The organism is Streptomyces sp. NPDC055955 (genome assembly GCF_042270245.1).
GTDB lineage: Bacteria > Actinomycetota > Actinomycetes > Streptomycetales > Streptomycetaceae > Streptomyces.
Genome location: NZ_JBHJYS010000008.1, coordinates 225964 through 252466, shown reverse-complemented (window position 1 = coordinate 252466; position 26503 = coordinate 225964). Strand labels below are relative to the sequence as shown.

The following is a 26503-nucleotide window of genomic DNA, read 5'->3' as shown; positions in this document are numbered from 1 at the left end:
TCCACTGGACCCCACGAGCGATAATCGGACGTGGGGCCGCGGTGAACGCAAAAGCTCGGACGACCAAGTAGTTGGGAAGTTCGTGCTTCCAGCTGCGCGAGCGTGACAGCGGTCCGTCACACACAACCGGTGAAGGACACGCAACCATGACGACGCCCACGATCGAGCTCAAGCCTTCCTCGACCCCGCTGTCCGGCGCGGAGCGCGAGGCGATCCTGGCCAACCCCGGATTCGGCCGCCACTTCACCGACCACATGGTGACGATCCGGTGGACCGAGGGCCGCGGCTGGCACGACGGGCAGCTGGTGCCCTACGGACCGCTCTCCCTCGACCCGGCGACGAACGTCCTGCACTACGCGCAGGAGATCTTCGAGGGTCTCAAGGCCTACCGCCGGCCCGATGGCTCCGTCGCCACCTTCCGTCCCGAGATGAACGCCAAGCGCTTCCAGGCCTCGGCGCGCCGCCTGGCCATGCCCGAGCTGCCGGTCGAGACGTTCCTCGAGGCGTGCGACGCGCTGGTCCGGCAGGACATCGCGTGGGTCCCGGCACACGGCGGCGAGGAGTCCCTCTACCTGCGCCCCTTCATGATCGCGACCGAGGTCGGCCTGGGCGTGAAGCCCGCCAACGAGTACCTCTTCGTCGTGATCGCCTCGCCCGCGGGCGCCTACTTCGCCGGTGGCGTCAAGCCCGTGTCGATCTGGCTGTCCGAGGACCGCGTGCGCGCCGTCCCCGGCGGCATGGGCGACGCCAAGACCGGCGGCAACTACGCGGCGTCCCTCCTCGCCCAGGCCGAGGCCGCCGCCGAGGGCTGCGACCAGGTCGCCTACCTCGACGCCGTCGAGCACAAGTGGGTCGAGGAACTGGGCGGCATGAACCTGTACTTCGTGTACGGAGACAAGATCGTCACCCCCGAGCTGACCGGCTCGCTCCTCGCGGGTGTCACCCGTGACTCGCTTCTGTCGGTCGCCCGCGACCTGGGCTACGAGTCCGTCGAGGGACGCGTCTCCATCGACCAGTGGCAGGCCGACTCCGAGAACGGCACGCTCACCGAGGTCTTCGCCTGCGGCACCGCGGCGGTCATCACGCCCGTCGGGACCGTCAAGCGCGCCGGCGCGCAGTGGACCCAGTCGGGCGGCGAGCCCGGCGAGGTCACGTTGAAGCTGCGCGAGGCGCTGCTCGACATCCAGCGCGGCACGAGCGCGGACAAGCACGGCTGGATGCACCAGCTCGGCTAGGGCCTCTCGTTCGGGTCGTGCCGGGAGCCGATACGGCCCGACCCGAACGGAAGACCTGCGCTCAGCCTTCGCCGCTCGTGACCAGGGCCGCCTCGGACTTCTTGTCCGTGGCGGCCCTGACGCGTACCGAGCGCACCTCACGCGCCGTCAGCGCCAGGTACGCAGCCCCGCCGACCAGGCCCGACAGCAGGAAGCTGCAGTCCACGCCGCCCGTCAGGGAGAGCAGCGGGCCCTCGTACGACGGCAGGGACACCGCGAGCAGTCCGACGAGCGCGCCCAGGGCCCAGGACGCGGTGGCGCGCGGGTTCCAGCCGCCCCGGTACCAGTAGACGCCGCCGCGCGAGCGCCGGTTGAAGACCTGGAGCGCGTCCGCGTCGTAGACGCCGCGGCAGCGCACGAAGCCGATCAGGGTGATCACGGCCCAGGGGGTGCCGATCGCGGTCAGGAGCAGGACGAACGACGTCATGGCGTCCTGTGCGGCCCACGCGAAGTGGCCGACGAAGACGCAGACCGTGGCGACGCCGGCGACCGTGTAGGTCGCGGCCGTGCGGGAGGCGCGGGGCAGGATCGCGTCCAGGTCGAGGCCCATGGAGTAGAGCATCAGGCCCGCGTTGCCGACCGAGCCCGCGGAGGCGGCGAGCAGCAGCGGGATCAGGTACCAGGTGGGCGAGGCGGAGACGAGCGAGCCCGCGTAGTCGAGGGCGGCGCGGGCCGCGTACGCGGTGAACGTGCCGAACAGCTGGGGCGTGAGCAGGCCGACGATCAGGCCGAGCCAGGTGGCGCGCAGGACGCTGCGCTGGGAGTGACGGGCCGGCGACACGTAGCGCGTGTAGTCGCCGAGGAGCGTGATGAAGGCGATGGGGCCCGACAGGCCGGCCGCGACGAGGGCGAGCAGCCACGTCGGCCAGAACGAGCCGAGGAGGTAACCGCCCGCGCCCGGCAGCGGCGCCGTCGTGAAGTGCGGGGCGTACGCGACGACGCCGAGCGCCAGGAGCGCGGTCATGCCCACGGCCAGGACGCGCGAGAGGCGCAGCAGGACGCGGTAGCCGTAGACCGCGCCGATCACGGTGGCGGCAGCCAGGAGCGCGTAGACGGCGCCGTAGGTGAGGCCCGACTCGGGCACGCCGAACAGGCGGTGCAGGACGCCCGTCATCGCGTCGCCGCCGATCCACACGGTCAGCGCCGTGTAGCCGAGCGACAGGAGCAGGCCGACGATCGAGCCGACGAGGCGGCCGCGGACGCCGAACTGGGCGCCGGACGACGTGGAGAGGTTCGTGCCGGTGCGCAGGGAGACGAGGGCGAGCGGGGCGGTGAGCGCGGTGCCGAGGAGCGTGCCCGCGATCACGGAGGTGACCGAGGCCCACCAGCCGAGTCCGAACGACACGGGCAGCCAGCCGAAGACGATCACCCCGAGGCAGAGGTTCGAGCCTAGGAGGATCGAGACGATGTCCCGGGGACCGCTGGTGCGCTCCTCATCGGGGATGGTGTCGACACCGCGCTGTTCTATCGCCATGGGGGGACCCCTGATCTCTGCGTCGTTGCATCGGTCGCGTCAGGCACTTTAGAGCAGCGTTCAATGTGACTCATCACAAGCTGGCACGTCAATGTTTCCGAGTTGTGAATCCTATGGTTAGAGTGAAGCTCTAAACCTGTACGGGAGGTGTGGTGGCGTGCGTCTGACCCCCACGGAACGCGATCGGCTACTGCTGTTCGGGGCCGCCGAGCTGGCCAGGGCCAGGAAGGCCCGGGGCCTGCGGCTCAATGTCCCCGAGGCGACGGCCCTGATCGCGGACACGGTGTGCGAGGCGGCCAGGGACGGCCGGCGGCTCGCCGAGGCCATCGAGGCGGCGCGCTCCGTCCTCGGCCCCGACGATGTGCTCCCCGGCGTCTCCGACGTCGTGACGGAGGTGCACGTCGAGGCCGTCTTCGACGACGGGTCCCGGCTCGCCGTGGTCAGCGACCCGATCGGCTCATCGCTGGGCGACGAGGCACCGGGCGCGCTGCTCCCGGGCCCCGAGCACAGCGACCCGCCGGCCACGGTGACGCTCACGGCGACCAACACGTCGAGCGTCCCCGTCTCCGTCACCTCCCATTTCCACTTCTTCGAGGCCAACCCGCGGCTCGACTTCGACCGCGCGGCCGCGTACGGCATGCGGCTCGCCGTCCCCGCCGGCTCCTCGGTGCGGTTCGGGCCGGGGGAGAGCGCCGAGGTGGGCCTCGTGCCCATCGGCGGCGCGCGCGTCGCGATCGGCTTCGCCGGGCTCGTCGACGGCCCGCTCGACGCGCCGGGCGCCAAGGAGGAGGCCCTGCGCAGGGCAGCCGCCTGCGGATATCTCGGAGTGAAGGGAACGGGCGCATGAGCAGGCCCACCAAGCACAGCGACCACTGCGCGCCGGGCAGCCGGCACATCGACCCGCACGCGTACGCCGCCACGCACGGCCCCCGCGCCGGTGACCGCGTCCGCCTCGGCGACTCGGGCCTGACCGTCCGCGTCGAGTCCGACGCGCAGGCGTACGGCGACGAGTTCCTCGCCGGGTTCGGCAAGACGGCCCGCGACGGGCTGCACCTCAAGGCCGCCGCCGTCCGCGAGACCTGCGACGTCGTGATCAGCAACGTCCTCGTGATCGACGCCGTGCAGGGGATCAGGAAGGTCTCCATCGGCATCCGCGAGGGACGGATCCACGCCATCGGGCGCGCCGGCAACCCGGACACCCTCGACGGGGTCGACGTCGTCGTCGGCACCGGCACGTCCATCGTGTCCGGAGAGGGCCTCATCGCCACCGCGGGCGCCGTCGACACCCATGTGCACCTGCTGTCGCCGCGCATCATGGAGGCCTCGCTCGCCTCGGGCGTGACCACGATCATCGGCCAGGAGTTCGGGCCCGTGTGGGGCGTGGGCGTCAACTCGCCCTGGGCGCTGCGCCACGCGTTCAACGCCTTCGACGCCTGGCCGGTCAACATCGGCTTCCTCGGCCGGGGTTCGTCCTCGCACGACGCCCCGCTGATCGAGGCGCTCGCCGAGGGCGGCGCGTCCGGCTTCAAGGTCCACGAGGACATGGGCGCCCACACCCGTGCCCTCGACACCGCGCTGCGCGTCGCCGAGGAGCACGACGTCCAGGTCGCCCTGCACAGCGACGGCCTGAACGAGTGCCTGTCCGTCGAGGACACCCTCAGGGTCCTCGAAGGCCGCACCATCCACGCCTTCCACATCGAGGGCTGCGGCGGCGGACACGTGCCGAACGTGCTGAAGATGGCGGGCGTCCCGAACGTCATCGGGTCGTCCACCAACCCCACGCTGCCCTTCGGCCGCGACGCCGTCGCCGAGCACTACGGCATGATCGTCTCGGTCCACGACCTGAAGACCGACCTGCCGGGCGACGCCGCCATGGCCCGCGACCGGATCCGCGCCGGGACGATGGGTGCCGAGGACGTCCTGCACGACCTGGGCGCCATCGGCATCACCTCGTCGGACGCGCAGGGCATGGGCCGCGCCGGTGAGACCGTGCGCAGGACCTTCGCCATGGCCGGGAAGATGAAGGCCGAACTCGGGCCCCTTCTTGCCCGGGACGGGCAGGCCGGCGACGGCGAGTACGACGACAACGCGCGCGTGCTGCGCTACATGGCGAAGCTGACGATCAACCCCGCCATCGCGCACGGCCTCTCCCACGAGGTCGGCTCCATCGAGGCCGGCAAGCTCGCCGACATCGTGCTGTGGCGCCCCGAGTTCTTCGGTGCGAAGCCGCAGCTCGTCCTGAAGTCAGGCTTCCCCGCGTACGGCGTCGTCGGCGACCCGAACGCGGCCACCGACACCTGCGAACCCCTCGTCCTGGGGCCGCAGTTCGGGGCGCACGGCGCGACCGCGGCGGACATCTCCGTCGCCTTCGTCGCCCAGGCCGCCCTCGACCAGGGCAACGACAAGATGCCCACCCGCCGCCGCCGCGTCGCCGTCCGCGGCACCCGCGGCATCGGCCCCGCCGACCTGCGCCTCAACTCGCGCACGGGCTCCATCGACGTCGACCAGGCCACCGGACTCGTCACGCTCGACGGCGACCCGGTCCGCTCGGAACCGGCCGACTCCGTCTCCCTGAACCGTCTCTACTTCCTGTGAGGACCCGCTCATGAGCAGCTTCCACATGCCCCCCGAGTGGGCCCCGCACGAGCGCACCTGGATGGCCTGGCCGAGCCCCAACCCGACCTTCACCAACGACGAGGAGCTGGCCGAGGCGCGCGAGGCCTGGGCGTCCGTCGCCCGCGCCGTGCGCCGCTTCGAGCCGGTGACCGTGATCGTCGCCCCGGGCCAGAGCGACTCGGCCCGCGCGCTCCTCGGCGACGACATCGACCTCGTCGAGCGTGACCTCGACGACGCCTGGATGCGCGACATCGGCCCCACGTTCGTCGTCGGAGACGGCCGGCTCGCCGCCGTGGACTGGACGTTCAACGGCTGGGGCGCCCAGGACTGGGCCGTCTGGGAGCACGACGCGAAGATAGCCCGCCACATCGCGGACCTCGCCGGCGTCCCCGTCCACTCCTCCTCCCTCGTCAACGAGGGCGGCGGCATCCACGTCGACGGCGAGGGCACCGTGCTCCTCACCGAGACCGTGCAGCTCGACCCCGACCGCAACCCGGGCCGCACCAAGGCCGAGGTCGAACAGGAGATCCACGCCCGGATCGGCACCACCAAGGCGATCTGGCTGCCGCGCGGCCTCGCCGGCGACTACGGCGTCTACGGCACCCGCGGTCACGTCGACATCGTCGCCGCGTTCGCCGCGCCCGGCGTCGTCCTGGTCCACTCGCAGCAGGACCCCGCCCACCCGGACCACGAGCTGAGCAAGCAGCTCATCGCCCAGCTCAAGGGTGAGACGGACGCCAAGGGCCGGCCCCTGGAGGTCGTCGAGGTCCCCGCGCCGACCGTCCTCAAGGACGACGAGGGCTGGGTCGACTACTCGTACATCAACCACTACCTGTGCAACGACGGCGTCGTCCTGTGCTCCTTCGACGACCCGAACGACGAGGTCGCGGCCGGGATCTTCCGCCGGCTCTTCCCGGGCAGGACCGTCCAGCTCGTGGACGCCCGTACGATCTTCGCCGGGGGTGGTGGCATCCACTGCATCACCCAGCAGCAACCCGAGATCACGCCCGCACACTGAAAGACCCGCAGGAGTCCCCGTGGCCCAGGCCCGCCGGAAGAACGCCCCTCCGCGCGAAGAGGTCCTCGCCGCAGCCATGGAGATGATCGCCGAGCGCGGCCTGGAGAAGCTCACCATGGCCGCGCTCGGCCGTGAGGTCGGCATGAGCAGCGGCCACCTTCTCTACTACTTCGGTTCGAAGGACGAGCTGCTCCTGCGGACCCTGGAGTGGAGCGAGGGCCGCCTGGGCGCGGAGCGGGCCCGGCTGCTCTCCGGCGGCGGCACGGTCCGCGAGCGTCTCGACGCCTACGTCGACCTGTATGTCCCCGACGCCCAGGGCGACCCGCACTGGACGCTGTGGCTGGAGGTCTGGAACCGCTCGCAGAACGCCGAGGCCGACGGCGACGCGCGCGAGCGGCAGGCCGCGATCGAGCTGGCCTGGCACCGGGACCTCGTCGCGTTGCTCGCCGAGGGCACCTCGCGGGGCGAGCTCCCGCCGCTCGACCCCGACCGGTTCGCCTCCCGGCTGCGGGCGCTGCTCGACGGGTTCTCCATCCATGTCGCGATCGGCCTGCGCGGCACGGACCGGGCCCAGATCCTTTCCCACGTGAGGGAGTTCCTGGACGAGGCGCTGACTCCCACGGACTCCTGACCGGGCGTCGGGGTCGGACCGGGCTCCTGTGTCCCTTGCCCGGTGCGGTCAGCGGGAGAGCCCCTGCCGCAGTGTGAAGCGGACGGGTGTCCCCGGGGCGGCCTGGGCCGCCCCGGCCAGGGCGGCCTCCGCGACCACGGCGACCACGGGGTAGCCACCGGTCGTCGGGTGGTCGTGCAGGAAGACCACCGGGCGGCCGTCGGGCGGCACCTGCACCGCGCCGAGCACCATGCCCTCGCTGGGCAGCTCACCCGACAACTCCCTTGCCAGGCAGGGACCCTCGGTGCGCAGGCCGATGCGGTTGCTGTGCGCGGACACGCGATACGTGGCGGTCGTGAACGTGTGCAGCGCCTCGGCGGTGAACCAGTCGGCGCGGGGGCCGAGCCGCACGGGCAGGGTCAGTTCGCGGGGCGGGGCCGGCCAGGGCGCGGCGGACGGCATCGGCGGGCAGGGAGCCGCCTCGCCGACGGGCAGCACCTCGCCGTCGCGCAGGGGAGCGGGACCGAGGCCCGACAGGAGGTCCGTCGAGCGGCTGCCGAGCACGGTCTCGACGGCGATCCCGCCGGCCACGGCCACGTAGGAGCGCACGCCGTGGACCGCCGGCCCCGCGTCGAGGACCGCACCCGCGGGCACCCGCACCGGGACACCCCACGCGACCGGCCTGGCGTCCAGGGTCACCGCGCAGGGGGCGCCGCCGACGACGACGGTGACCGGACGGTCGGGCCGCAGCGCGCAACCGGTGAGCGTGGTCTCCAGGACGGCGGCGTCCCCGGCGTTGCCGAGCAGCCGGTTGGCGAGCCGCATCGCGGGCGCGTCGAGGGCGCCGGAGCGCGGAACTCCCAGGTGGGCGTGGCCGGTTCGGCCCGCGTCCTGGATCGTCGTGAGGGCCCCGGCCCGTACCAGGGTGATCTTGGCGGTCATGCGCGGCCTCCATCGGCGACGAAACGCACCTGGGTGCCCGGCGTCAGGAGGGCCGCCGCCTCCCGGGACGGGTCCCACAGCGGCGCCGGGTCCGGCATGGTGCCGATCAGCTGCCAGCCGCCGGGGGTCGCGCGCGGGTACACGGCGGTGTAGGGGCCCGCGAGGGCGAGCGCGCCGGCGGGGACGCGGGTGCGCGGGGTCGCGTGGCGCGGTACGTGCAGCTCGGCGGGCAGACCCGTGAGATAGCCGAAGCCGGGGGCGAAGCCGCAGAACGCGACGCGGTACGTGTGGGCGCAGTGGCGGGCGGCGACCTCGTCCTCGGGGACGCCCCAGCGGGCCGCCACCCCGGCGAGGTCCGGGCCGTCGTACACCACCGGGATCTCGACGACGGCCCCCTCCTCGGGAGCGTGCAACGGGATGTCCCAGGTCATGAGCCGACGGGCCAGGAGCTCGGGGTCGCCCACCCCGTCGAGCAGGACCGTGCACGCGCCGGGCACGATCTCGGCGACGGGCGGCAGGGTCCCGGCGGCGCGGCGACGGAGCAGCTCGGCGTGGAGCGCACCGGTGCGACCGGCGTCCGGCAGCTCCACGAGCAGCGCGTGCCGCCCGGCGGGCCGCACCACCATCGAGGGCGACGAGGCCGTCATGCGAACGCCCCGACCTTGACGCCGGCCTTTTCGAGCGCGTGGCGCACCCGGACCGCGAGCCGGGCCGCGCCGGGGGTGTCGCCGTGCAGGCACAGGGAGCGGGCGGCGACCGAGACGCGCGTACCGTCCACCGTGTCCACGGCGCGCTCGACGGCGAACGCCACGGAGCGGCGCACCACCGCGTCCTCGTCGCAGACCACGGCGTCCGGCTCGCTCCGGGGTACCAGCGTGCCCCGGGGGGTGTAGGCGCGGTCGGCGAAGGCCTCCGGCACCGGCGTGAGACCGGCGTCCGCCGCGGCGGCGAGCAGCCGGGAGCCGGGCAGTCCGAGCACGGGCAGCGAACCGCCCGCGAGCCGGACCCCCGTCACCACGGCGCCCGCCTGCTCCGCGTCATGGACGGTCCGGTTGTAGAGCGCGCCGTGCGGCTTCACATACGCCACCTCGGCCCCGGCCGCCTCGGCGAACACCCTCAACGCGCCGATCTGGTAGGCCACTTCGGCGGCCAGCTCGTCCGCGGGCACATCCATCGCCCGCCGCCCGAAGCCGGCCAGGTCGCGGTACGACACCTGCGCCCCGATGCGTACGCCGCGCGCGGCCGCGAGGTCGCAGACGCGGCGCATCACCGAGGGGTCGCCCGCGTGGAATCCACAGGCGACGTTGGCGCTGGTCACCACGGAGAGCAGGGCCTCGTCGTCGGTGAGGGTCCAGCGGCTGAAGCCTTCGCCGAGGTCGGCGTTGAGGTCGATGAGGTCCTGGATCACGTTCGTAACGTAGGGGATTGTTGAACGATTCGACAAGAGGTTGATTTGGTCACGGACATCTCAGACCCCTTGTTCGATCGTTGAACAATCCCTTACGGTCCGGAGACCCCCGTGGAACCGGACGCACCTGATCCGGTCCGTGCCCCCTCATGCTCTGAAGAAGGCCGCCGCATGATCGTTCTTCTCGGCGTGCTCGTGGTGATCCTCGGATTTGTCACGCGCCGCAACCCCGTCCTAGTGGTCGGTGTCGCCGGAATCGTCACCGGACTGCTCGGCAAGCTCGACCCGCAGGAAGTCCTCGCGGCGTTCGGCAGGTCCTTCGCCGACAGCCGTTCGGTCACCGTCTTCGCCATCGTCCTGCCGGTGATCGGCCTGCTCGAGCGATACGGCCTGCGCGAGCAGGCCCGCACCCTCATCGGCCGCCTCGGCAAGCTCAGCGCCGGCCGCTTTCTCGCCGTGTACCTGCTGATCCGCCAGGTCACCGCGGCCTTCGGGCTCAACAGCATCGGCGGCCCCGCGCAGACCGTGCGCCCGCTCGTCGCGCCCATGGCCGAGGCCGCCGCCGAACGCACCACCGGCGGCCCGCTCCCCGACCGGCTGCGCGAGAAGGTCCGCTCGTACTCCGCCTCGTCCGACACCGTCGGCGTCTTCTTCGGCGAGGACTGCTTCATCGCGATCGGCTCGATCCTGCTGATCACCGGGTTCGTGAACTCGACGTACCACCAGCAGCTCGAACCGACCGAGCTGGCGCTGTGGGCGATCCCGCTCGCGGTCTGCGCCCTGATCATCCATGGCGCCCGGCTCCTGCTCCTGGACCGGAAACTGGAGCGCGAGATGGCCCTCCACGCCGCCGAGAACGAGCTGCCGCTGCCGCACCAGGCCACGGCGTCCCGCACGCGCAACGGGTCCGAGGAGGCCGGCAAGTGATCAAGGTCGAGTGGCTCTACTGGCTCATCGGACTCATCTTCGTCGTCATGGCCGTGCAGATGGCGGCCGACCGCACCAACCCCAAGCGGTGGACGTCCGCCGCGTTCTGGGGACTGCTCGGGCTCACCTTCCCCTACGGCACCGGCGTCGTGAACGCCGAACTGAACGCGACGGCGCCGGGCTCGGCGAGCTGGACCCTGCCCGCCGAACCCCTCGGCGTCGCCGTCCTCGCCCTCATCGTGCTGGCCGGATTCAACTTCATCGGCAAGGGTGTCCCGGTCACCACCACCGACGAGCAGCGCCAGGCCTCCGCGGCCCGGCTCGGCAGCAAGCTCTTCATCCCCGCCCTGACGATCCCGCTCGTCGCCATCGTCTGCGCGTCCGTCCTCGACGAGTCCGGCCTGTTCGAGACGGGGAAGGCCACACTCATCGGCCTGGGTCTCGGCTGCATCGTCGCGCTCGCGGTCGGCATGTTCGTCACCGGCGAGAAGAAGATCTCCGTTCCGATCCACTCGGGCCGCTCCATGCTGGAGGCCATGGGTTCGGCCCTGCTGCTTCCGCAGCTCCTGGCGGTGCTCGGCTCGATCTTCGCGGTCGCCGGCGTCGGCACCCAGGTCGGCACGCTGGTGAACGACGTCCTGCCCGACAACTCCAAGTACCTCGCCGTGATCGCGTACTGCGTCGGCATGTTCCTGTTCACCGTGATCATGGGCAATGCCTTCGCCGCGTTCCCCGTGATGACGGCCGCGATCGGCTGGCCCGTCCTCATTCAGCAGATGCACGGCAACGAGGCGGCCGTCCTCGCGATCGGCATGCTGGCGGGCTTCAGCGGCACGCTCTGTACGCCGATGGCCGCCAACTTCAACATCGTCCCGGCGTCGCTCCTCGAACTGAAGGACCAGTACGGCCCGATCAAGGCACAGCTGCCGACGGGGCTCGCGCTGCTCGTCTGCAACATCGTGATCATGGCCCTGTTCGCCTTCTAGGGACTGGTCCCCGCCCAGGAACCGGCTCCGTCCAGGACCTGTTCCCCGTCCAGGAACGTGCGCCATGTCCCAGAAAGGTCGACACAGATGACCCGCGTCCTCATCACCGGCTTCGAGCCGTTCGGCGGCGAGAGCGTGAACCCCTCCTGGCAGGCGGCCTCCCTGGTCGCCGCCGAGCCGCCCGCCGGCCTCACCGTCACCGCGGTTCGACTCCCCTGCGTCTTCGGTGAGTCCGTGGCCGCCCTGCGCCGAGCCGTCCGTGAGAGCGGACCGGACCTGGTCGTGTGCGTCGGCCAGGCGGGCGGCCGTGCGGGCGTCACCGTCGAGCGGGTCGCGGTCAACGTCGACGACGCCCGCATCGCCGACAACGCGGGCGCGGCGCCGGTCGACGAGCCGGTCGTCCAGGGCGGGCCCGCCGCGTACTTCTCCACCTTGCCGATCAAGGCGTGCGTGGCCGCGATGCGGGAGGCCGGGGTGCCGGCCGCCGTCTCCAACACGGCGGGCACGTTCGTCTGCAACCACGTGGCGTACGGCCTCGCCCACCTCATCGCGACCGAACTCCCCGGTGTGCGGGGCGGGTTCGTCCATGTGCCGTGGGCGCCGGAGCAGGTCCCCGACGGCACCGCCGCCGCGCTGCCCGCCGTGACGGTGGCCCACGGTCTGCGGGCGCTGCTGCTCGCCGCGGCGGCCACGACACAGGACCTGCGGGTGACGGAGGGGGCCACGCACTGAACGTGCGGCCGCGAGTCGTCCGTGCCCGAGCGCGCAGTTCCCCACGCCCCCGACGGGGCGCCCCCGCAGCCGAACCCCACCTACGAGGAGCTCTCCCCATGACCGTCCAGGCCGCGGAATTCGCCCGCCTCGCCACGGGCAACATCACCCGCGAGTATCCCAACTTCCCTGCTCATCTGGTCACTTCGGCCGACGAAGAGACCCGTCCGAGTACCTTGCACCCCGCCTTCTACGGTGCCTACGACTGGCATTCGTCCGTCCACATGCACTGGCTGCTCGTCCGGCTCCTGAGGCGGAGCCTGCCCGACCCCGCCCAGGTCGCCGAGGTCACCGGCGTACTCGACCGGCACCTCACCCCCGCCAACCTCGCCACGGAAGCCGCCTATCTGCGGAACCGCCCCACCTTCGAGCGCCCCTACGGCTGGGCCTGGCTGATTGCGCTCGCCGCCGAGTGCCGTGCCCTCGGCGGCCCGGACGGCGACCGCTGGGCGGACGCGCTCGCCCCCGCCGTCACCGCCGTCGATCTGCTGCTGAACGAATGGCTGCCCAAGGCGACGTATCCCGTACGCCACGGCAATCACCCCAACAGCGCCTTCGCGCTGGGTCTCGTCCTCGACGCGGGCGAGCGCGCGGGGCTGCCCGCGGCCACCGTCGGGGCCGTACGGGACCGGCTGCGCTCCTGGTTCGCCGGTGATCACGACGCGCCCGCCCACTGGGAGCCGTCGGGGCAGGACTTCCTCTCCCCGGCGCTCACCGAGGCCGACGCGATGCGACGGGTGCTGACGGGGCCGGAGTTCGAGCCCTGGCTGGACCGGTTCCTGCCCGCGCTGCGCGCCGGCGCGCCCTGCCCCCTCCTGGAGGTCCCGGTCGTCTCCGACCACGCCGACCCGCAGATCGGTCACCTGCTGGGCCTCGCCCTCAGCAGGGCGGCCGCCCTGCGCGGCATCGCGGGGGCGCTCCCGGACGGGCCGGTCCGCACGCGCCTCACGGAGGCGGCGGACGCCCATCTCGAGGCCGGGCTGCCCGCCGTGGAGCGTGGCGACTTCACCACCGACCACTGGCTGGCCACCTTTGCCGTGCTCGCCCTTGAGGCGTGACCACAAAGAACACAAGTACGCATGATCGTTGCGCGTTACACCCTTGTCATGGAGTGAGGCGTTCCGGCACCGTGGCCGCCCATGGGACGAGAGCAATGGAAGAAGATCCTGGTCGGGTCGGCCGGGAACATGGTCGAGTGGTTCGACTGGTTCGTGTACGCGAGCTTCGCCACGTACTTCGCGGGAGCCTTCTTCCCCGACGGGAACCCCACGGCACAGCTGATGAACACGGCCGGCATCTTCGCCGTCGGCTTCTTCATGCGGCCCGTGGGCGGCTGGCTGCTGGGCAGGGTGGGTGACCGCAAGGGCCGTAAAGCGGCGCTCACCCTGACCGTCACACTGATGTCGGCGTCCGCCGTCCTCATCGCGATCGCGCCCACCTACGCGGTCGCCGGGTACGGCGGCGCCGTCGTCCTGCTCATCGCCCGCCTGCTGCAAGGCCTCTCGGTCGGCGGCGAGTACGCGGCCAGCGCCACCTACCTGACCGAGGCGTCCGACCCGAGCCGCCGCGGCTTCGCGTCCAGCTTCCAGTACGTCTCCATGACCGCGGGTCAGATCGTGGGCCTCGGCCTCCAGATCGTCCTCCAGCGCACCCTGTCCGACGACGCGCTGCACAGCTGGGGCTGGCGCATCCCGTTCGTCATCGGCGCGCTCGGCGCCGCGATCATCTTCTATCTGCGGCGCAACATGCTGGAGACCGACGTCTACGAGGAGTCCGCCGACGACGCGGGCGCCGACCGCAAGGGCACCCTCACGGCGCTGTGGGCGCACAAGCGCGAGGCGTTCCTGGTGATGGCCCTGACGATGGGCGGCACCGTCGCCTACTACACGTACACGACGTACCTCACCAAGTACCTCTCCAACTCAGCCGGACTGAGCAAGGAGACCGCGACGCTCGTCTCGTTCTGCGCGCTGATCGTCTTCGCCTGCATCCAGCCGCTCGCGGGCCGGCTCTCGGACCGGATCGGCCGCCGTCCGCTCCTGATCACCTTCGCGGTCGGCTCCACCTTCCTGACCGTGCCGATCATGACGATGCTCAAGCACGCGGGCTCCTTCTGGCCGGCCCTCGGCCTCGCCCTGCTCGCCCTCGTCGTCGTCACCGGCTACACGTCGATCAACGCGTGCGTGAAGGCCGAGCTGTTCCCGACCGGCATCCGCGCCCTCGGCGTCGCCCTCCCGTACGCCATCGCCAACGCGCTCTTCGGCGGCACGGCGGAGTACGTGGCCCTGTGGTTCAAGGACGCGGGCGTGGAGTCGGGCTTCTACTGGTACGTCGCCGGGTGCGCCGCCGTCTCGCTGATCGTCTACCTGACGATGCGCGAGACGAGGGACATCGACCTGAACCGGGTCGCGGTCGCCGCGCCCGACACCGAGCCGCGCGCGGCCGGAGCGGTCTGAGCCCACATCGTGAGACCACGGTCCGGGCCACGCCCGGGCTGTGGCACACTGCCGATGTGCTCTCGTTCGCCATGATTATTGGCAGCAGGCGCGCCGGTCCGCAGTGACCGCCACGTACGACCACGTACGGGCGGACATCGTCGTCTCGACCCGCGCGCAGACCTCTCGCACCCGCGAGGGGTTTTTTCGTTTCCTGGCCCACCTCACACCAGGACCGGAGCGCGAGGGATCATAGGGGGACGGTGGAGCCGGTCATTCCGGTAGACCGAGATCCGACACAGGAGCCAGATCAGCATGACGGACGCAACCGACGACCATTACCCCGCTTCCCGCGTCGACGACGACTTCCACGTCTTCGACACCACGCTGCGCGACGGCGCTCAGCGTGAGGGCATCAATCTGACCGTCGCGGACAAGCTGACCATCGCCCGGCACCTGGACGACTTCGGCGTGGGCTTCATCGAGGGCGGCTGGCCCGGCGCCAACCCCCGCGACACCGAGTTCTTCGCCCGCGCCCGGCAGGAGATCGACTTCAAGCACGCGGAGCTCGTCGCGTTCGGCGCCACCCGCCGCGCCGGCGCCAAGGCCTCCGAGGACCCGCAGGTCAAGGCACTCGTGGAGTCCGGCGCCCCGGTCGTGACGCTGGTCGCCAAGTCGCACGACCGCCATGTCGAACTGGCCCTGCGCACCACGCTCGAAGAGAACCTGGAGATGGTCCGCGACACCGTCTCCTACCTGCGCGAGCAGGGCCGTCGCGTCTTCGTCGACTGCGAGCACTTCTTCGACGGCTACCGCGCCAACCCCACGTACGCCAAGGCCGTCGTCACGGCCGCGCACGAGGCGGGCGCCGATGTGGTCGTCCTGTGCGACACGAACGGTGGCATGCTGCCCGCCCAGGTCCAGGCGATCACCGCCACGGTCCTCGCCGACACGGGGGCCCGCCTCGGCATCCACGCCCAGGACGACACCGGCTGCGCCGTCGCCAACACCCTCGCCGCCGTCGACGCGGGCGCGACCCACGTGCAGTGCACGGCCAACGGCTACGGCGAGCGCGTCGGCAACTCCAACCTCTTCCCGGTCGTCGCCGCCCTGGAGCTCAAGTACGGCAAGAAGGTCCTCCCCGAGGGCGCCCTGCGCGAGATGACCCGCATCTCCCACGCCATCGCCGAGGTCGTCAACCTCACGCCCTCCACGCATCAGCCGTACGTGGGGGTTTCCGCATTCGCCCACAAGGCGGGCCTGCACGCCTCGGCGATCAAGGTCGACCCGGACCTCTACCAGCACATCGACCCGGACCTGGTCGGCAACCGCATCCGCATGCTCGTCTCCGACATGGCGGGCCGCGCGTCCATCGAGCTCAAGGGCAAGGAGCTCGGCGTCGACATCTCCGACGACCGCGAGCTCGTCGGCCGCGTCGTGGAGCGTGTCAAGGAGCGCGAACTCAAGGGCTACACGTACGAGGCGGCCGACGCCTCCTTCGAACTCCTCCTGCGCGAGGAGGCCGAGGGACGCGCCCGGCGCTACTTCCGCGTCGAGTCGTGGCGCGCCATCGTCGAGGACCGCCCCGACGGCAGCCACGCCAACGAGGCGACCGTGAAGCTGTGGGCCAAGGGTGAGCGCATCGTCGCCACGGCCGAGGGCAACGGTCCGGTCAACGCCCTCGACCGCGCCCTGCGCGTCGGCCTGGAGCGGATCTACCCGCAGCTCGCCAAGCTGGAGCTCGTCGACTACAAGGTCCGCATCCTGGAGGGCAAGCACGGCACGTCCTCCACGACCCGCGTGCTGATCTCCACCAGTGACGGCGCGGGTGAGTGGTCCACCGTCGGCGTCGCCGAGAACGTCATCGCCGCGTCGTGGGGCGCCCTCGAGGACGCCTACACGTACGGGCTTCTGCGGGCCGGGGTCGAGCCGGTCGAGTAGGGCAGCACAGGTGCGGACGCCGGAGGGGCCGTGGTCGGCCCCTCCGGCCTTCTGTCGCCGGTCCGCTACCAGGTGAAGGTCGCCGAGGTCTTCGCGGGCAGCGAGTAAGTGGCGTGCTGCCCGCCCCAGTCGACGGTCACCGTCTTCGCGGACGTGCCGCCGTTGTACGCGATGAGCGCCTTCGAGCCGTCCGGGTTGCGCCAGGCGACGTTCGGCACGGCCGAGCTGCCGGTCGAGGCGATGCGCTGGGCGCCCGGCCGGACGAACTTCGTCAGATGTCCCATCGTGTAGTACTCGACGGTGTAGTCGACCTGTCCGCTGCGCCCGTCACCGTTGTGCACGGTCACGAGGCCCGTGCAGGTGCCGCAGCCGCCGTTGTGCGGGCCCATGTCCTGGTCCACGGCGAGCGACCACTTGGTCACCGACTTCGCCCAGTTGCGGGTGTAGTCCACGATGTTGAGCATGTCCTCGCGCTGCTGGTCGGCGATCCACGTGCCGCCCGAGTGCTCGGTCCCGAAGGCGTCGAGCTGCGGGTAGCGGTCGTGGATGGCACTCTGCTCGGCGACGTCACCGCCGTAGCCGTGCCACGCGATCCCGCCGAAGTTCGGGTGTGCGCGCACCGCCGCGTCGTCCACGGTCTGCGCCGCGTAGCCGTCGTACGTGTCCCAGTTCCAGTCGTGCGCGAGGACCTTGGTGGTCAGGCCGGCGGCCGCCAGCTTCGGCAGCAGTTCGCTCTTGGTGAAGTAGGCGAGCCCCGAGGCGTTCCAGCTCATCGAGGGGTAACCCCCGCAGCACGTCGGTTCGTTCTGCGCGCTGACGTAGTCGACCGGGACGCCCTGGTCCCGGTACGCCTGGAGGTACTTCACGAAGTACGAGGCGTAGGTGCCGTAGTCCTCTGCTTTCAGCCAGCCGCCGTTGAGCTGTCCGCTGTCCTTCATCCAGGCGGGGGCGGTCCACGGCGACGCCATCACGGTGACCTTCGGGTTGAGCAGCCGGGCCTGCTTCGTGAGGGGCAGGACGTCCGCGAGGTCGTGGGCGATGGAGAACCCGGACAGGCCGGGATCGGTCTGGCCGGCGGGCACGTCGTCGAACGTGTAGCCGTAACGCGCCAGGTCGGAACCGCCCATCGGGTTGCGCAGGAACGACAGGCCGATGCCGTCCGTGGGGGAGAACAGCTTGCGCATCGTCGCGTCGCGTGTGGCGGGTGACAGGGCGCCGCTGCTGTTCATCAGCCACGCGGCGGTGTCCGTGAACGAGGCGCCGCCGCCGGTGAAGGTCTGGTAGCGGGCGTTCTCGTCGACGGTGATGTTCTCGCCACCGCCGCCCGTGCCCGACTGGAAGGCGAACGGGGCCTGCTGTTCGAGACCGCGGACGACATGGCGTCCGCCGGCGTCGTCCGTCGTGGTCAGCCAGGCCGTGACCGGCTCGCCCGCGGCCTGCGCGGGCGAGGCCACGAGCCCGGTCAGGCCCGCGGTCGTGAGCAGTCCCGCGGCGAGCAGCCGGGCCGCCCGGCGCGGGCCCGAGCGGAGTCCTCTGGGGGTTCTCATGGTGCGCCGCCCTTCTGTGGGGGGAGGAGATGCGGCGTGCGAGGCGTGAGTAAATGACGGCTGCGAACGGGAGTCAAGGGGGTGCGCGTTCAGAAAATGAATGCTCAACTGCCATGAGGCCCAAGGCAATTGGATGTGCACCGGTTCTGACGTGAAGTCTTGACGGGTTCACGGGGCGCCAGTTAACTCACGGCGTGAGCTAAGTCATGAGCTTCACCGGGGACTCCCGTCACCCCCACAGGGGGCGGCGCGTACCCGAACCGGCCGAAGGGAAGTCCATGCGAAGAACCGCCCTGCTCGTCTCCGCAGCCCTGCTCACGGGGCTGCTTCCGCTCGCGTCGGCAGGCGCGGCGACCGGCGCCGAGGAACCGCCGCCGGTGCCCGTCGACCGATTCGAGGGCGAGGTCCCGTTCGCGTCCCAGCCCGCGGAGGGCATCTTCACCTGGGGCGGCGACAGCGACGACCCGCCCAGGCTGGAGCTCGCGGCGCGCGACGACGCCCCCGAGGGGGACAAGGTCCTCTCCGGGACGTACGACATCAGCGGCTACGGCGGCTTCACCCACGACTTCGCCGCGAACGAGCCCGGCCACGACTGGTCCGCTCACAAGGGCATCCGCTTCTGGTGGGACGGCAGGAACAGCGGCAAGCGGGTCAACTTCGAGATCAAGGACGGAGGCGCGAACGGCGAGGCGTCCGAGCTGTGGACGACCTCGTTCACCGACGAGTGGACCGGCTGGCACCAGGTCGAGATCCCCTTCACCGACTTCGCCTACCGCACCGACTACCAGCCCGTCGGCGGCATCGACCAGAACCTCGGCCTCACCGACATGTGGGGCTACGCGCTCACCCTGCCCACCGGCACGCCCGGCACCTTCGCCATGGACGGGGTGGAGCTGTACGGCAAGGCCGACCCCGCCCTGACCACGAAGGTCCTGACCGGCGCCGCCGTCTACCCGGTGAAGGAGGGCGGCACGGCCGGCGTGCGGATCTCCGTCGCCACCACCGGCTCCGCCCCGCTCGCCGAGCCGGTCACGGTCGCGTACGAGAGCGCGGGCGGCAGCGCCGGCGCGGGCACGGACTACACGCCGGTCGAGGGCGAGTTCACCTTCCCGGCCGGCACCGCGTCGGGCGCCACGCACACAGTGTCCGTACCGACTCTCAAGGACAAGGCGGCCGAGCCCGCCGAGACGATCCCCCTGAAGCTGACGGTCACCGGCGCCAAGGCGCCCGCCGAGACCCCGCAGGTGGTGATCGACGCCCACGGCCTGCCCTACCTCGACACCGGGCTCCCCGTGAAGCGGCGCGTCGCCGACCTGCTCTCCCGGATGTCCCTGGAGGAGAAGGCCGGCCAGATGACGCAGGCCGAGCGCAACGCGGTCGGCACGGGCGGCGACATCGCCGCGTACGACCTCGGCTCGCTGCTCTCCGGCGGCGGCTCGACACCGACGCCGAACACGGCAGCGGCCTGGGCGAAGATGATCGACGGCTTCCAGCTCCGGGCGCAGGCGACGCGGTTCCAGATCCCGCTGATCTACGGCGTGGACGCGGTGCACGGCCACAACAACCTCGTCGGCGCCACGGTCCTGCCGCACAACATCGGCATCGGCGCGACCCGCGACCCCGGGACGGCCGAGAAGGCGGGCGCGGTCACGGCCGCCGAGGTCCGCGCCACGGGAATCCCCTGGGACTTCGCCCCCTGTCTGTGCGTCACCCGCGACGAGCGCTGGGGCCGGTCGTACGAGTCCTTCGGCGAGGACCCCGCCCTCGTGAAGCAGATGGAGACGGTCGTCCAGGGGCTCCAAGGGGCACGCGACGGCAAGGACCTCGACCGCGACGACAAGGTGCTCGCCACCGCCAAGCACTTCGTGGGCGACGGCGGCACGGAGTACGGCTCGTCGACCACCGGCTCGTACACCATCGACCAGGGCGTCACCAAGGTCACGCGGCAGGAGCTGGAGGCGGTGCACCTCGCGCCGTTCCAGGAGGCCGTGGACCGCGGGGTCGGCACGGTCATGCCCTCGTACTCGTCGCTCGACATCATCGGTGACGACGAGGGCCCGGTGAAGATGCACGCCGACGCCGCCATGATCAACGGAGTCCTGAAGGACCGCATGGGCTTCGACGGCTTCGTCATCAGCGACTGGCAGGCCATCGACCAGCTCCCCGGCGACTACGCGTCCGACGTCCGTACGTCGATCAACGCCGGCCTCGACATGATCATGGTCCCGTCCGCGTACAAGGACTTCCGGACGACCCTGATCGACGAGGTGAAGGCGGGCCGGATCAGTGAGCGGCGGATCGACGACGCCGTCTCGCGCATCCTGACCCAGAAGTTCAAGCTGGGCCTCTTCGAGAAGCCGTATGCCGACACCAGCGGGGCCGCCGCCATCGGCTCGGCCGGACACCGCGCCGTCGCCCGGACCGCCGCCGCCGAATCCCAGGTCCTCCTGAAGAACGCGGGCGGGGTGCTCCCCCTCAAGAAGAGCCAGAAGGTGTACGTCGCCGGGTCCAACGCCGACGACCTCGGCAACCAGAGCGGCGGCTGGACCGTCACCTGGCAGGGCTCGTCCGGAAAGATCACCGACGGCACGACCGTCCTCGAGGGCATGAGGAAGGCCGCACCGGGCGCCACGATCAGCTACTCCAAGGACGCCTCCGCGCCCACGGACGGCTATGACGTGGGCGTCGTCGTGGTCGGCGAGACCCCGTACGCGGAAGGGATCGGCGACGTCGGCAACGGCAACGACCTGGAGCTCACGCCCGCCGACCAGGCCGCCGTGGACAAGGTGTGCGGCGCCATGAAGTGTGCGGTGCTCATCGTCTCCGGCCGCCCGCAGCTCATCGGCGACCGGCTCGGCGACATCGACGCGCTCGTCGCGTCCTGGCTGCCCGGCACGGAGGGCGAGGGCGTCGCGGACGTCCTGTACGGGGCGAAGCCCTTCACCGGGCAGCTCCCCGTGACCTGGCCGAAGTCGCAGGCCCAGCTGCCGATCAACGTCGGGGACACGTCGTACGACCCGCAGTTCCCCTTCGGCTGGGGACTGACGACGCTGCGCACCCCGCCGGGCGGCGGCACGCTCACCCTTAAGGCACTCGCCCTCGCGGCCGCCGCGGCGCAGAAGACCGGGTCGGCACAGGCCGGCCGCGCGGTGGTGGGCAAGGCGCGGCTGCTCGTCCAGCAGAAGGTGGGGCAGGACATCACGCCGGCGGTCGCCGAGCCGTTCGCCGACGCGGACCACCTGCTCCTGTCCGGGCGCTACGCGGACGCGGTCGCGAAGCTGACCGAGGCGTACCGCGCCGCGTGAGACGGCGCGGGGAGGGGCCCACCGCCGAGCCGGTGGGCCCCTCCTTGCGGTACGTACGGCATACGGGTCCCTCCTGGGTTAGCGTCGAGGTATGAGGCCCACCCGTCGGGCATCGCGCCTGATATCCGTCCTGTCCGGTTCACTTCTCGCCCTGGGGGCCATGACGGCGGTGACACCGGGGGCCCAGGCGGCTGCCTCCGACGTCTCGACGGCGGCCGACGCCCTGAAGAAGGGCCCGGTGTACGTCGACCCGGCCGCCTCCGCGCAGCTGTCCGCCGGGGACGCCGACGCCCTCACCAAGAAGATCAAGGACGCGGACAAGCCCGTCATGGTGGCGGTGCTGCCCGCGGACTTCCCCACCCAGGACCTCTTCACCGACCTGCGCACCAAGACCGGCATCACCGGCGTCTACGCGGTCCGCCTCGGCCAGAAGTTCGACGCCAGGGCCGACAGCCGGGTCATGTCCCAGGACGCGGTCAGAAACCTGACGACCAGCGTCCAGGGCGAGAACGCCACCCGCCAGCTCAACGACTTCGTCGACACGGCCGTCCGCAACGCGCGCGGCTCGGCGCCCTCCACGTGGGGCGCGGGCGGCGGCGACAGCGGCGCCCCGGTCGGCGCCCTGATCGGTATCGGCGCGGTCGTCGTCGCGGGCGGCGGCGCCGCGTACGCCGTGTCCCGCAGGCGGCGCCGGCAGCGGGAGGACGAGCAGCGGGCCGCCCTGGAGCAGCTCCGCGTGGTCGTCGACGAGGACATCACGGCGTTCGGCGAGGAGCTGGACCGCCTCGACTTCCACCCCGCCGAGCCCGGTGCCGACGACGCGATGCGCGCCGACTACGAGCGGGCGCTCGACTCGTACGAGAAGGCGAAACAGTTCATGGCCGCCGCCCAGCGCCCCGAGGAGGTGCGCGGGGTGACCGAGGCCCTGGACGACGGGCGGTTCTCGCTGGCCATGCTCGCCGCGCGCCGCGAGGGCCGGCCGCTGCCCGAGCGCCGGGTGCCCTGCTTCTTCGACCCGCGGCACGGGCCCTCCGTGACGGACGCGCTGTGGTCGCCCCCGTCCGGCGCCGAGCGCGAGGTCCCCGTCTGCGCGGCCGACGCGACCCGCCTCAAGGACGGCGCCGACCCCATGGTCCGCACGGTCGACACGGGGTACGGCGAGCGGCGCCCCTACTACGACGCGGGCCCGGCCTACGGCCCCTGGGCGGGTGGCTACTTCGGCGGCGGCATCCTGCCCGGTCTCCTCCTCGGCACGTTGCTCGGCTCGATGATGTCGAGCCCCGCCTATGCCGCCGACTACGGCTCCGGATACGGCGACTTCGGCGCGGGAGCCGGATACGACGGCGGGGACTACTCGGGGGCGGACTTCGATTCGAACGACTTCGGGGACTTCGGGGGCGGTGGGGACTTCGGCGGCGGAGGCGACTTCGGGGGAGGCGGGGACTTCGGCGGCGGGTTCTGAGCGCCGCGGTCCGAGAACGGGGAGGCGCGAGGGCCGGCGCCCCCGCTAGTCTGACCGCACTCTTACGAACCGCTTCCCCAGAAGTACGCCGCAGACGGGAAGCAAGCCGGCACGTACACACCGTGCGCGGTCCCGGAGGGGCGGCAGCGAGATTCCGCATGCCCCCTTCCGAAGGAGCACCACCCCATGCGTACCGCGCGCACCCCGCGTATCGGCCTCGGCCTGCCCGTCGACGACCCCGCCGTCCTGCTCGACTGGGCCCGTCGCGCCGACGCGACCCCCTTCTCCACGCTCGGCCTCCTCGACCGGCTCGTGTACGACAACCCGGAGCCCCTGATCACCCTCGCCGCACTCGCCGGAGCCACCTCCCGCGTCCGCGTCCAGACCGAGGTCCTGCTCGCCCCGCACCACGCCACCGCCCTGCTCGCCAAGCAGACCGCGACCCTCGACCGGATGTCCGGCGGCCGCTTCACGCTCGGCATCGGCGTCGGCGGCCGTGAGGACGACTGCCGTGCAGCGGGCGTCGACATCCGCCGCCGCGGCCGCCGCCTCGACGAGCAGATGGAGACCCTGCGCCGCACCTGGGCGGGCCGCCCCTACAGCGACGCCGAGGGCGTCGGCCCGATCGGCCCCGCCCCCGTCACCCCCGGCGGCCCCGAGGTCCTGTTCGGGGGCTTCGCACCGGCGGCCCTCGCCCGCGTGGCCCGCTTCGGCGACGGCTTCCTCGGCGCCGCGCTGCCCCCGCAGTGGATGGACCCGATGTTCCGTGACGTGGAGCGGCTGTGGGACGAGCACGGCCGCCCGGGCCGCCCGCGCCTGGTCGCCCAGGTCAATGTGGCGCTCGGCCCGGACGACCTGACCGCCCGCGCCCGCGACGCCATCACCGCGTACTACGGCTTCGACCCGCGCGCCGCGGGATCCGCCGAGCGCATGCTCGCCACGCCCGCCCGGATCCGCGAGGCCGTCGCCGGCTTCAGGGACATCGGCGCGGACGAGGTGATGCTCTACTGCTGGGGGAGTGACCCCGACCAGGTCGACCGCCTGGCCGACGCGGTGTTCTGACGCCGCTTTCGCGCCTCACCGGTGCTCGCGCCGCGCCTCCTCGTACTCCCGCGCGGTCGGCTTCGGCACCTGCGCGCCCTCTCCGTGGAGGGCACGCGAGAGGCGTACCCGGAGCCGCTCGGCCCGGGGTGTGCGCCGCCGCACGCCGTTCACGTCGGTCTCCGGCCCGCTCTCCAGGGCCGGGGGCTGCTCGTGCGCGGTCAGGGTGTGCAGCTCGGCCTGGGTGAGCGGCTCGTGGATCTCGACGTACTCGCCGTGCGGAAGGCGCTTGACACGGCCCGACTCCTTTCCGTGCAGCACCAGTTCGCGGTCCCGGTGCTGGAGACCGAGGCAGATCCGCCGCGTGACGACGAAGGTGATCACCGGGCCCACGACGAGTGCGACGCGCACGAACCAGGTGACCGCGTTCAGCGACACATGGAAGCGCGTGGCCCAGATGTCGTTGCCGCCGCCCACCAGGGCCACGAGGAAGAACGTCAGCCAGGCCACCCCGAGCCCGGTGCGCACCGGCCGGTTGCGCGGCCGGTCCAGGAGGTGGTGCTCGCGCCGGTCGCCCGTGACCCAGGCCTCCAGAAACGGATACACGCCGATCACGACGAGCACCGCGGGGAAGACGACCAGCGGGACGAGCACGCCGAGAGCCAGCGTGTGCCCCCACAGCGTGATCTCCCAGCCCGGCATCACCCGCAGCAGCCCCTCCGCGAAGCCCAGGTACCAGTCGGGCTGCGCTCCCGTGGACACCTGGTCGACGCGGTAAGGCCCGTAGTTCCAGACGGGGTTGATGGACGCGACCGCCGCGAGGAACGCGACGACGCCGAACACCAGGAAGAAGAAGCCGCCGGCCTTGGCGAGGTAGACGGGGAAGAACGGCGCCCCCACGACATTGCGCTCGGTCTTTCCCGGTCCCGGGAACTGCGTGTGCTTGTGATGGACGACCAGGATCAGATGGGCCACCACGAGCGCCGCCATGATGCCGGGGAACAGCAGCACGTGCACCGAGTAGAACCGCCCCACGATGTCGTGCCCGGGGAACTCCCCGCCGAAGAGGAACATCGACAGATACGTCCCGACGACGGGCACGGACAGGATCGCCCCGTCGAGGAAGCGCATACCCGTCCCGGAGAGCAGGTCGTCCGGCAGCGAGTATCCCAACAGGCCCTCGAACAGGCCGAGCAGGAGCAGTGTCCAGCCGAACACCCAGTTCAGCTCGCGCGGTCTGCGGAACGAGCCCGTGAAGAAGTGCCGCATCATGTGGAGGAGCATCGCCGCGACGAAGATCAGTGCCGCCCAGTGGTGGATCTGCCGGATCAGCAGTCCGCCCCGGACGTCGAAGCTGATGTCGAGCGTGGAGGCGTACGCCTCGGACATCCGGATCCCGTTCAGCGGGACGTAACTGCCGTGGTACTCCACCTCGTTCATCGACGGGTGGAAGAACAGGGTGAGATAGACCCCGGTGAGGACCAGGATCACGAACGTGTAGAGGCAGACCTCGCCGAGCAGGAACGACCAGTGGTCCGGGAAGACCTTGCGCAGGTACTTCCTGGACAGGGTGTGCAGACCGAGGCGGCCGTCCGCCCAGTCCGCGAGCCGCTCACCGGCCGGTGCCGGCCCTCTCTCCCGCGCCGTCCCCGTACTGCCTTCCGCGACCCTCTCGGACATCAGGCTCGCTCCTCCCCTGGGCGCTCACCGCATGGGTGCTCGTCACTTGGACGGAAGGGGAGGGCCGGAATGTGACATCACGGAGGCTTCGGGTGACCCACATCACGTGCGCGTGGGTCCGGTCAGCCCAGAAGCTTCGACTGCCAGCGCGTGAAGATCTCCTCCGGGACGCCGTGGCACGACCACGGGACGCGGGTCGCGTGCCCGTCGAGAAGCCGGAAGAGGTGCGCGGCCTCGCCGGTCAGGTCGGCGTAACAGGAGGCGTGAGCCAGGGTGTTGAGGTCCGCGATGTCCTGCGCGTACGTGTATCGCCGCTGCGTGATCCACAGGTGCCACGCACGCCGGGCCTGCGACGCGCTGTTCTCGTTGTTCCAGAACTGGAGCAGGCCGATAGCCTGGGAGCCCTCGCGCTCGACGCGGTGGCGGTACTCCTCGATCCGGGCGACCTGCGGCAGCACGGCGAGGGGCGACCCGGGCGGGAGGGTCGCCGTCACGTCCTGCGCGAAGTTGTACATGACGCCGTGCGAGCCGTGCCAGCGCGCCGAAAGGTGGCGCAGCACCTGATGGTTGCCCTCACGGTTGTACGGGTCACGCTGGTGCAGTTCCTTCCACCAGAGCTCCATGGACGGGTGCCCGCCGGGAAACAGGCGGGCGACCGTCAGGAGCGAGACCCAGGGCACCGGATCCGCGGGAAACGCCTCGGCCGCCCGCAGTGCGGTGCGCACGGCCCGCTCCAGCTGGTCCGGGTCGACCGCGTTTCCCGGGCCGGCCGCCATCGCCAGGTTGAACGCCCGCATCACCTCGGTCTCGGCCCGCAGGACCAGCGCGTCGGCGTTCCGCGGCTGTGACTCGTGCCAGGACTCGGCGACGGACGTGCCCGCGGTGGCCTGGGCGAGCAGCCGCATCCGGAACGTCCGCCGGTCCCAGTCGGAGCCGGCCGCCGCGCACAGCCCGGGCAGTCCCTGCCAGCGCCCGATCGTGATGTCCGCGCGGGCCTCCGCCAGGGCCCGGTCGCCGTTCGTGGGATCGAAACGGACGGTCATCGGCGTCCTCGCCAGTCAGTAGT

The 26503-nt window shown here is 71.6% G+C and carries 20 protein-coding genes and 1 pseudogene; 14 read left to right on the top strand and 7 right to left on the bottom strand.

The genetic code is table 11. The features are described 5' to 3' along the window. Positions 1 to 146 precede the first annotated feature (146 nt). On the top strand, positions 147 to 1235 hold the full coding sequence (locus ACFC96_RS18760) for a branched-chain amino acid aminotransferase (protein ID WP_376259266.1): 1089 nt from the start codon (positions 147 to 149) through the stop codon (positions 1233 to 1235). A 61-nt stretch (positions 1236 to 1296) separates the two neighbouring features. Here ACFC96_RS18760 and ACFC96_RS18755 read toward each other — a convergent pair whose 3' ends face one another. Then, entirely contained in the window at positions 1297 to 2748 is a 1452-nt protein-coding gene (locus ACFC96_RS18755; RefSeq protein WP_376613185.1) for a cytosine permease, read from the bottom strand. 157 nt (positions 2749 to 2905) lie between these two features. Here ACFC96_RS18755 and ureA point away from each other — a divergent pair, with 157 nt between their 5' ends. From ureA to ACFC96_RS18735, 4 genes are all read left to right on the top strand, one after another. Next, complete coding sequence (gene ureA, locus ACFC96_RS18750; protein ID WP_326711006.1) at positions 2906 to 3595, top strand: urease subunit gamma; 690 nt, start codon at positions 2906 to 2908, stop codon at positions 3593 to 3595. Then, positions 3592 to 5343, top strand: coding sequence for an urease subunit alpha (locus tag ACFC96_RS18745; protein WP_376259263.1), 1752 nt, complete (start codon positions 3592 to 3594; stop codon positions 5341 to 5343). Before ureA ends, ACFC96_RS18745 begins: the two co-directional genes overlap by 4 nt. A 10-nt stretch (positions 5344 to 5353) precedes the next feature. Beyond that, the gene (locus ACFC96_RS18740; protein ID WP_376259261.1) at positions 5354 to 6382 is read left to right on the top strand and encodes an agmatine/peptidylarginine deiminase; all 1029 of its coding nucleotides are present in this window, start codon (positions 5354 to 5356) and stop codon (positions 6380 to 6382) included. A 76-nt stretch (positions 6383 to 6458) separates the two neighbouring features. After that, positions 6459 to 7013: a TetR/AcrR family transcriptional regulator gene (locus tag ACFC96_RS18735; protein WP_366119842.1), complete on the top strand. Its 555-nt coding sequence runs from the start codon at positions 6459 to 6461 to the stop codon at positions 7011 to 7013. 48 nt (positions 7014 to 7061) lie between these two features. Here ACFC96_RS18735 and ACFC96_RS18730 read toward each other — a convergent pair whose 3' ends face one another. From ACFC96_RS18730 to ACFC96_RS18720, 3 genes are read right to left on the bottom strand one after another with little or no spacing between them, the layout of a single operon-like run. Next, complete coding sequence (locus ACFC96_RS18730) at positions 7062 to 7934, bottom strand: biotin-dependent carboxyltransferase family protein (RefSeq protein ID WP_376613183.1); 873 nt, start codon at positions 7932 to 7934, stop codon at positions 7062 to 7064. After that, on the bottom strand, positions 7931 to 8581 hold the full coding sequence (locus ACFC96_RS18725) for an allophanate hydrolase subunit 1 (protein WP_376613181.1): 651 nt from the start codon (positions 8579 to 8581) through the stop codon (positions 7931 to 7933). The genes ACFC96_RS18730 and ACFC96_RS18725 overlap by 4 nt, the downstream gene beginning before the upstream one ends. Next, positions 8578 to 9339, bottom strand: coding sequence for a LamB/YcsF family protein (locus tag ACFC96_RS18720; protein WP_376613274.1), 762 nt, complete (start codon positions 9337 to 9339; stop codon positions 8578 to 8580). Before ACFC96_RS18720 ends, ACFC96_RS18725 begins: the two co-directional genes overlap by 4 nt. A gap of 174 nt (positions 9340 to 9513) precedes the next feature. Between ACFC96_RS18720 and ACFC96_RS18715 the strand changes: the two genes are divergently transcribed. The 6 genes from ACFC96_RS18715 to cimA all read left to right on the top strand — a co-directional run bounded on the left by ACFC96_RS18715 (position 9514) and on the right by cimA (position 16402). Beyond that, positions 9514 to 10269, top strand: a complete 756-nt coding sequence (locus tag ACFC96_RS18715) for a DUF969 domain-containing protein (RefSeq protein WP_376226666.1) — start codon at positions 9514 to 9516, stop codon at positions 10267 to 10269. After that, positions 10266 to 11255, top strand: a complete 990-nt coding sequence (locus tag ACFC96_RS18710) for a DUF979 domain-containing protein (protein ID WP_376259260.1) — start codon at positions 10266 to 10268, stop codon at positions 11253 to 11255. The genes ACFC96_RS18715 and ACFC96_RS18710 overlap by 4 nt, the downstream gene beginning before the upstream one ends. A gap of 87 nt (positions 11256 to 11342) precedes the next feature. Further along, a complete protein-coding gene (gene pcp, locus ACFC96_RS18705) occupies positions 11343 to 11987 on the top strand; it encodes a pyroglutamyl-peptidase I (RefSeq protein WP_376227114.1) in 645 nt (214 codons plus the stop codon). A 98-nt stretch (positions 11988 to 12085) separates the two neighbouring features. Further along, the gene (locus ACFC96_RS18700) at positions 12086 to 13084 is read left to right on the top strand and encodes a DUF2891 domain-containing protein (protein ID WP_376227113.1); all 999 of its coding nucleotides are present in this window, start codon (positions 12086 to 12088) and stop codon (positions 13082 to 13084) included. Between the two features lie 81 nt (positions 13085 to 13165). After that, entirely contained in the window at positions 13166 to 14482 is a 1317-nt protein-coding gene (locus tag ACFC96_RS18695; protein ID WP_376259256.1) for an MFS transporter, read from the top strand. A gap of 294 nt (positions 14483 to 14776) precedes the next feature. Further along, positions 14777 to 16402 carry a citramalate synthase gene (gene cimA / locus ACFC96_RS18690; RefSeq protein ID WP_376259255.1) on the top strand — a complete coding sequence of 542 codons (1626 nt, stop codon included), beginning with the start codon at positions 14777 to 14779 and terminating at the stop codon, positions 16400 to 16402. Between the two features lie 68 nt (positions 16403 to 16470). Here the strand turns inward: cimA and ACFC96_RS18685 are convergent. Then, positions 16471 to 17949: pseudogene (locus ACFC96_RS18685) on the bottom strand (glycoside hydrolase family 30 beta sandwich domain-containing protein); the annotation flags it as partial. 278 nt (positions 17950 to 18227) lie between these two features. On the opposite strand from ACFC96_RS18685, the gene ACFC96_RS18680 reads away from it, so the two are divergent. From ACFC96_RS18680 to ACFC96_RS18670, 3 genes are all read left to right on the top strand, one after another. After that, a complete protein-coding gene (locus ACFC96_RS18680; RefSeq protein WP_376613179.1) occupies positions 18228 to 21254 on the top strand; it encodes a glycoside hydrolase family 3 N-terminal domain-containing protein in 3027 nt (1008 codons plus the stop codon). A 91-nt stretch (positions 21255 to 21345) separates the two neighbouring features. Beyond that, entirely contained in the window at positions 21346 to 22716 is a 1371-nt protein-coding gene (locus ACFC96_RS18675) for a hypothetical protein (protein ID WP_376613177.1), read from the top strand. Between the two features lie 186 nt (positions 22717 to 22902). Beyond that, positions 22903 to 23778: an LLM class flavin-dependent oxidoreductase gene (locus ACFC96_RS18670; protein ID WP_376613175.1), complete on the top strand. Its 876-nt coding sequence runs from the start codon at positions 22903 to 22905 to the stop codon at positions 23776 to 23778. A gap of 15 nt (positions 23779 to 23793) precedes the next feature. Here the strand turns inward: ACFC96_RS18670 and ACFC96_RS18665 are convergent, their stop codons facing one another. Together ACFC96_RS18665 and ACFC96_RS18660 are read right to left on the bottom strand one after the other, a co-directional pair. After that, entirely contained in the window at positions 23794 to 25437 is a 1644-nt protein-coding gene (locus tag ACFC96_RS18665) for a cytochrome bc complex cytochrome b subunit (protein WP_376613173.1), read from the bottom strand. Between the two features lie 122 nt (positions 25438 to 25559). Next, positions 25560 to 26480: a hypothetical protein gene (locus tag ACFC96_RS18660; RefSeq protein ID WP_376613171.1), complete on the bottom strand. Its 921-nt coding sequence runs from the start codon at positions 26478 to 26480 to the stop codon at positions 25560 to 25562. Positions 26481 to 26503 lie beyond the last annotated feature (23 nt).

What these genes read in the sequence shown, in the direction of transcription:
- ACFC96_RS18760 (WP_376259266.1), top strand. Translation starts at nt 147, where the DNA reads ATGACGACGCCCACGATCGAGCTCAAGCCTTCCTCGACCCCGCTGTCC.
- ACFC96_RS18755 (WP_376613185.1), bottom strand. Translation starts at nt 2,748, where the DNA reads ATGGCGATAGAACAGCGCGGTGTCGACACCATCCCCGATGAGGAGCGC.
- ACFC96_RS18745 (WP_376259263.1), top strand. Translation starts at nt 3,592, where the DNA reads ATGAGCAGGCCCACCAAGCACAGCGACCACTGCGCGCCGGGCAGCCGG.
- ACFC96_RS18740 (WP_376259261.1), top strand. Translation starts at nt 5,354, where the DNA reads ATGAGCAGCTTCCACATGCCCCCCGAGTGGGCCCCGCACGAGCGCACC.
- ACFC96_RS18735 (WP_366119842.1), top strand. Translation starts at nt 6,459, where the DNA reads ATGGAGATGATCGCCGAGCGCGGCCTGGAGAAGCTCACCATGGCCGCG.
- ACFC96_RS18730 (WP_376613183.1), bottom strand. Translation starts at nt 7,934, where the DNA reads ATGACCGCCAAGATCACCCTGGTACGGGCCGGGGCCCTCACGACGATC.
- ACFC96_RS18725 (WP_376613181.1), bottom strand. Translation starts at nt 8,581, where the DNA reads ATGACGGCCTCGTCGCCCTCGATGGTGGTGCGGCCCGCCGGGCGGCAC.
- ACFC96_RS18715 (WP_376226666.1), top strand. Translation starts at nt 9,514, where the DNA reads ATGATCGTTCTTCTCGGCGTGCTCGTGGTGATCCTCGGATTTGTCACG.
- pcp (WP_376227114.1), top strand. Translation starts at nt 11,343, where the DNA reads ATGACCCGCGTCCTCATCACCGGCTTCGAGCCGTTCGGCGGCGAGAGC.
- ACFC96_RS18700 (WP_376227113.1), top strand. Translation starts at nt 12,086, where the DNA reads ATGACCGTCCAGGCCGCGGAATTCGCCCGCCTCGCCACGGGCAACATC.
- ACFC96_RS18695 (WP_376259256.1), top strand. Translation starts at nt 13,166, where the DNA reads ATGGGACGAGAGCAATGGAAGAAGATCCTGGTCGGGTCGGCCGGGAAC.
- cimA (WP_376259255.1), top strand. Translation starts at nt 14,777, where the DNA reads ATGACGGACGCAACCGACGACCATTACCCCGCTTCCCGCGTCGACGAC.
- ACFC96_RS18680 (WP_376613179.1), top strand. Translation starts at nt 18,228, where the DNA reads ATGCGAAGAACCGCCCTGCTCGTCTCCGCAGCCCTGCTCACGGGGCTG.
- ACFC96_RS18675 (WP_376613177.1), top strand. Translation starts at nt 21,346, where the DNA reads ATGAGGCCCACCCGTCGGGCATCGCGCCTGATATCCGTCCTGTCCGGT.
- ACFC96_RS18670 (WP_376613175.1), top strand. Translation starts at nt 22,903, where the DNA reads ATGCGTACCGCGCGCACCCCGCGTATCGGCCTCGGCCTGCCCGTCGAC.
- ACFC96_RS18665 (WP_376613173.1), bottom strand. Translation starts at nt 25,437, where the DNA reads ATGTCCGAGAGGGTCGCGGAAGGCAGTACGGGGACGGCGCGGGAGAGA.
- ACFC96_RS18660 (WP_376613171.1), bottom strand. Translation starts at nt 26,480, where the DNA reads ATGACCGTCCGTTTCGATCCCACGAACGGCGACCGGGCCCTGGCGGAG.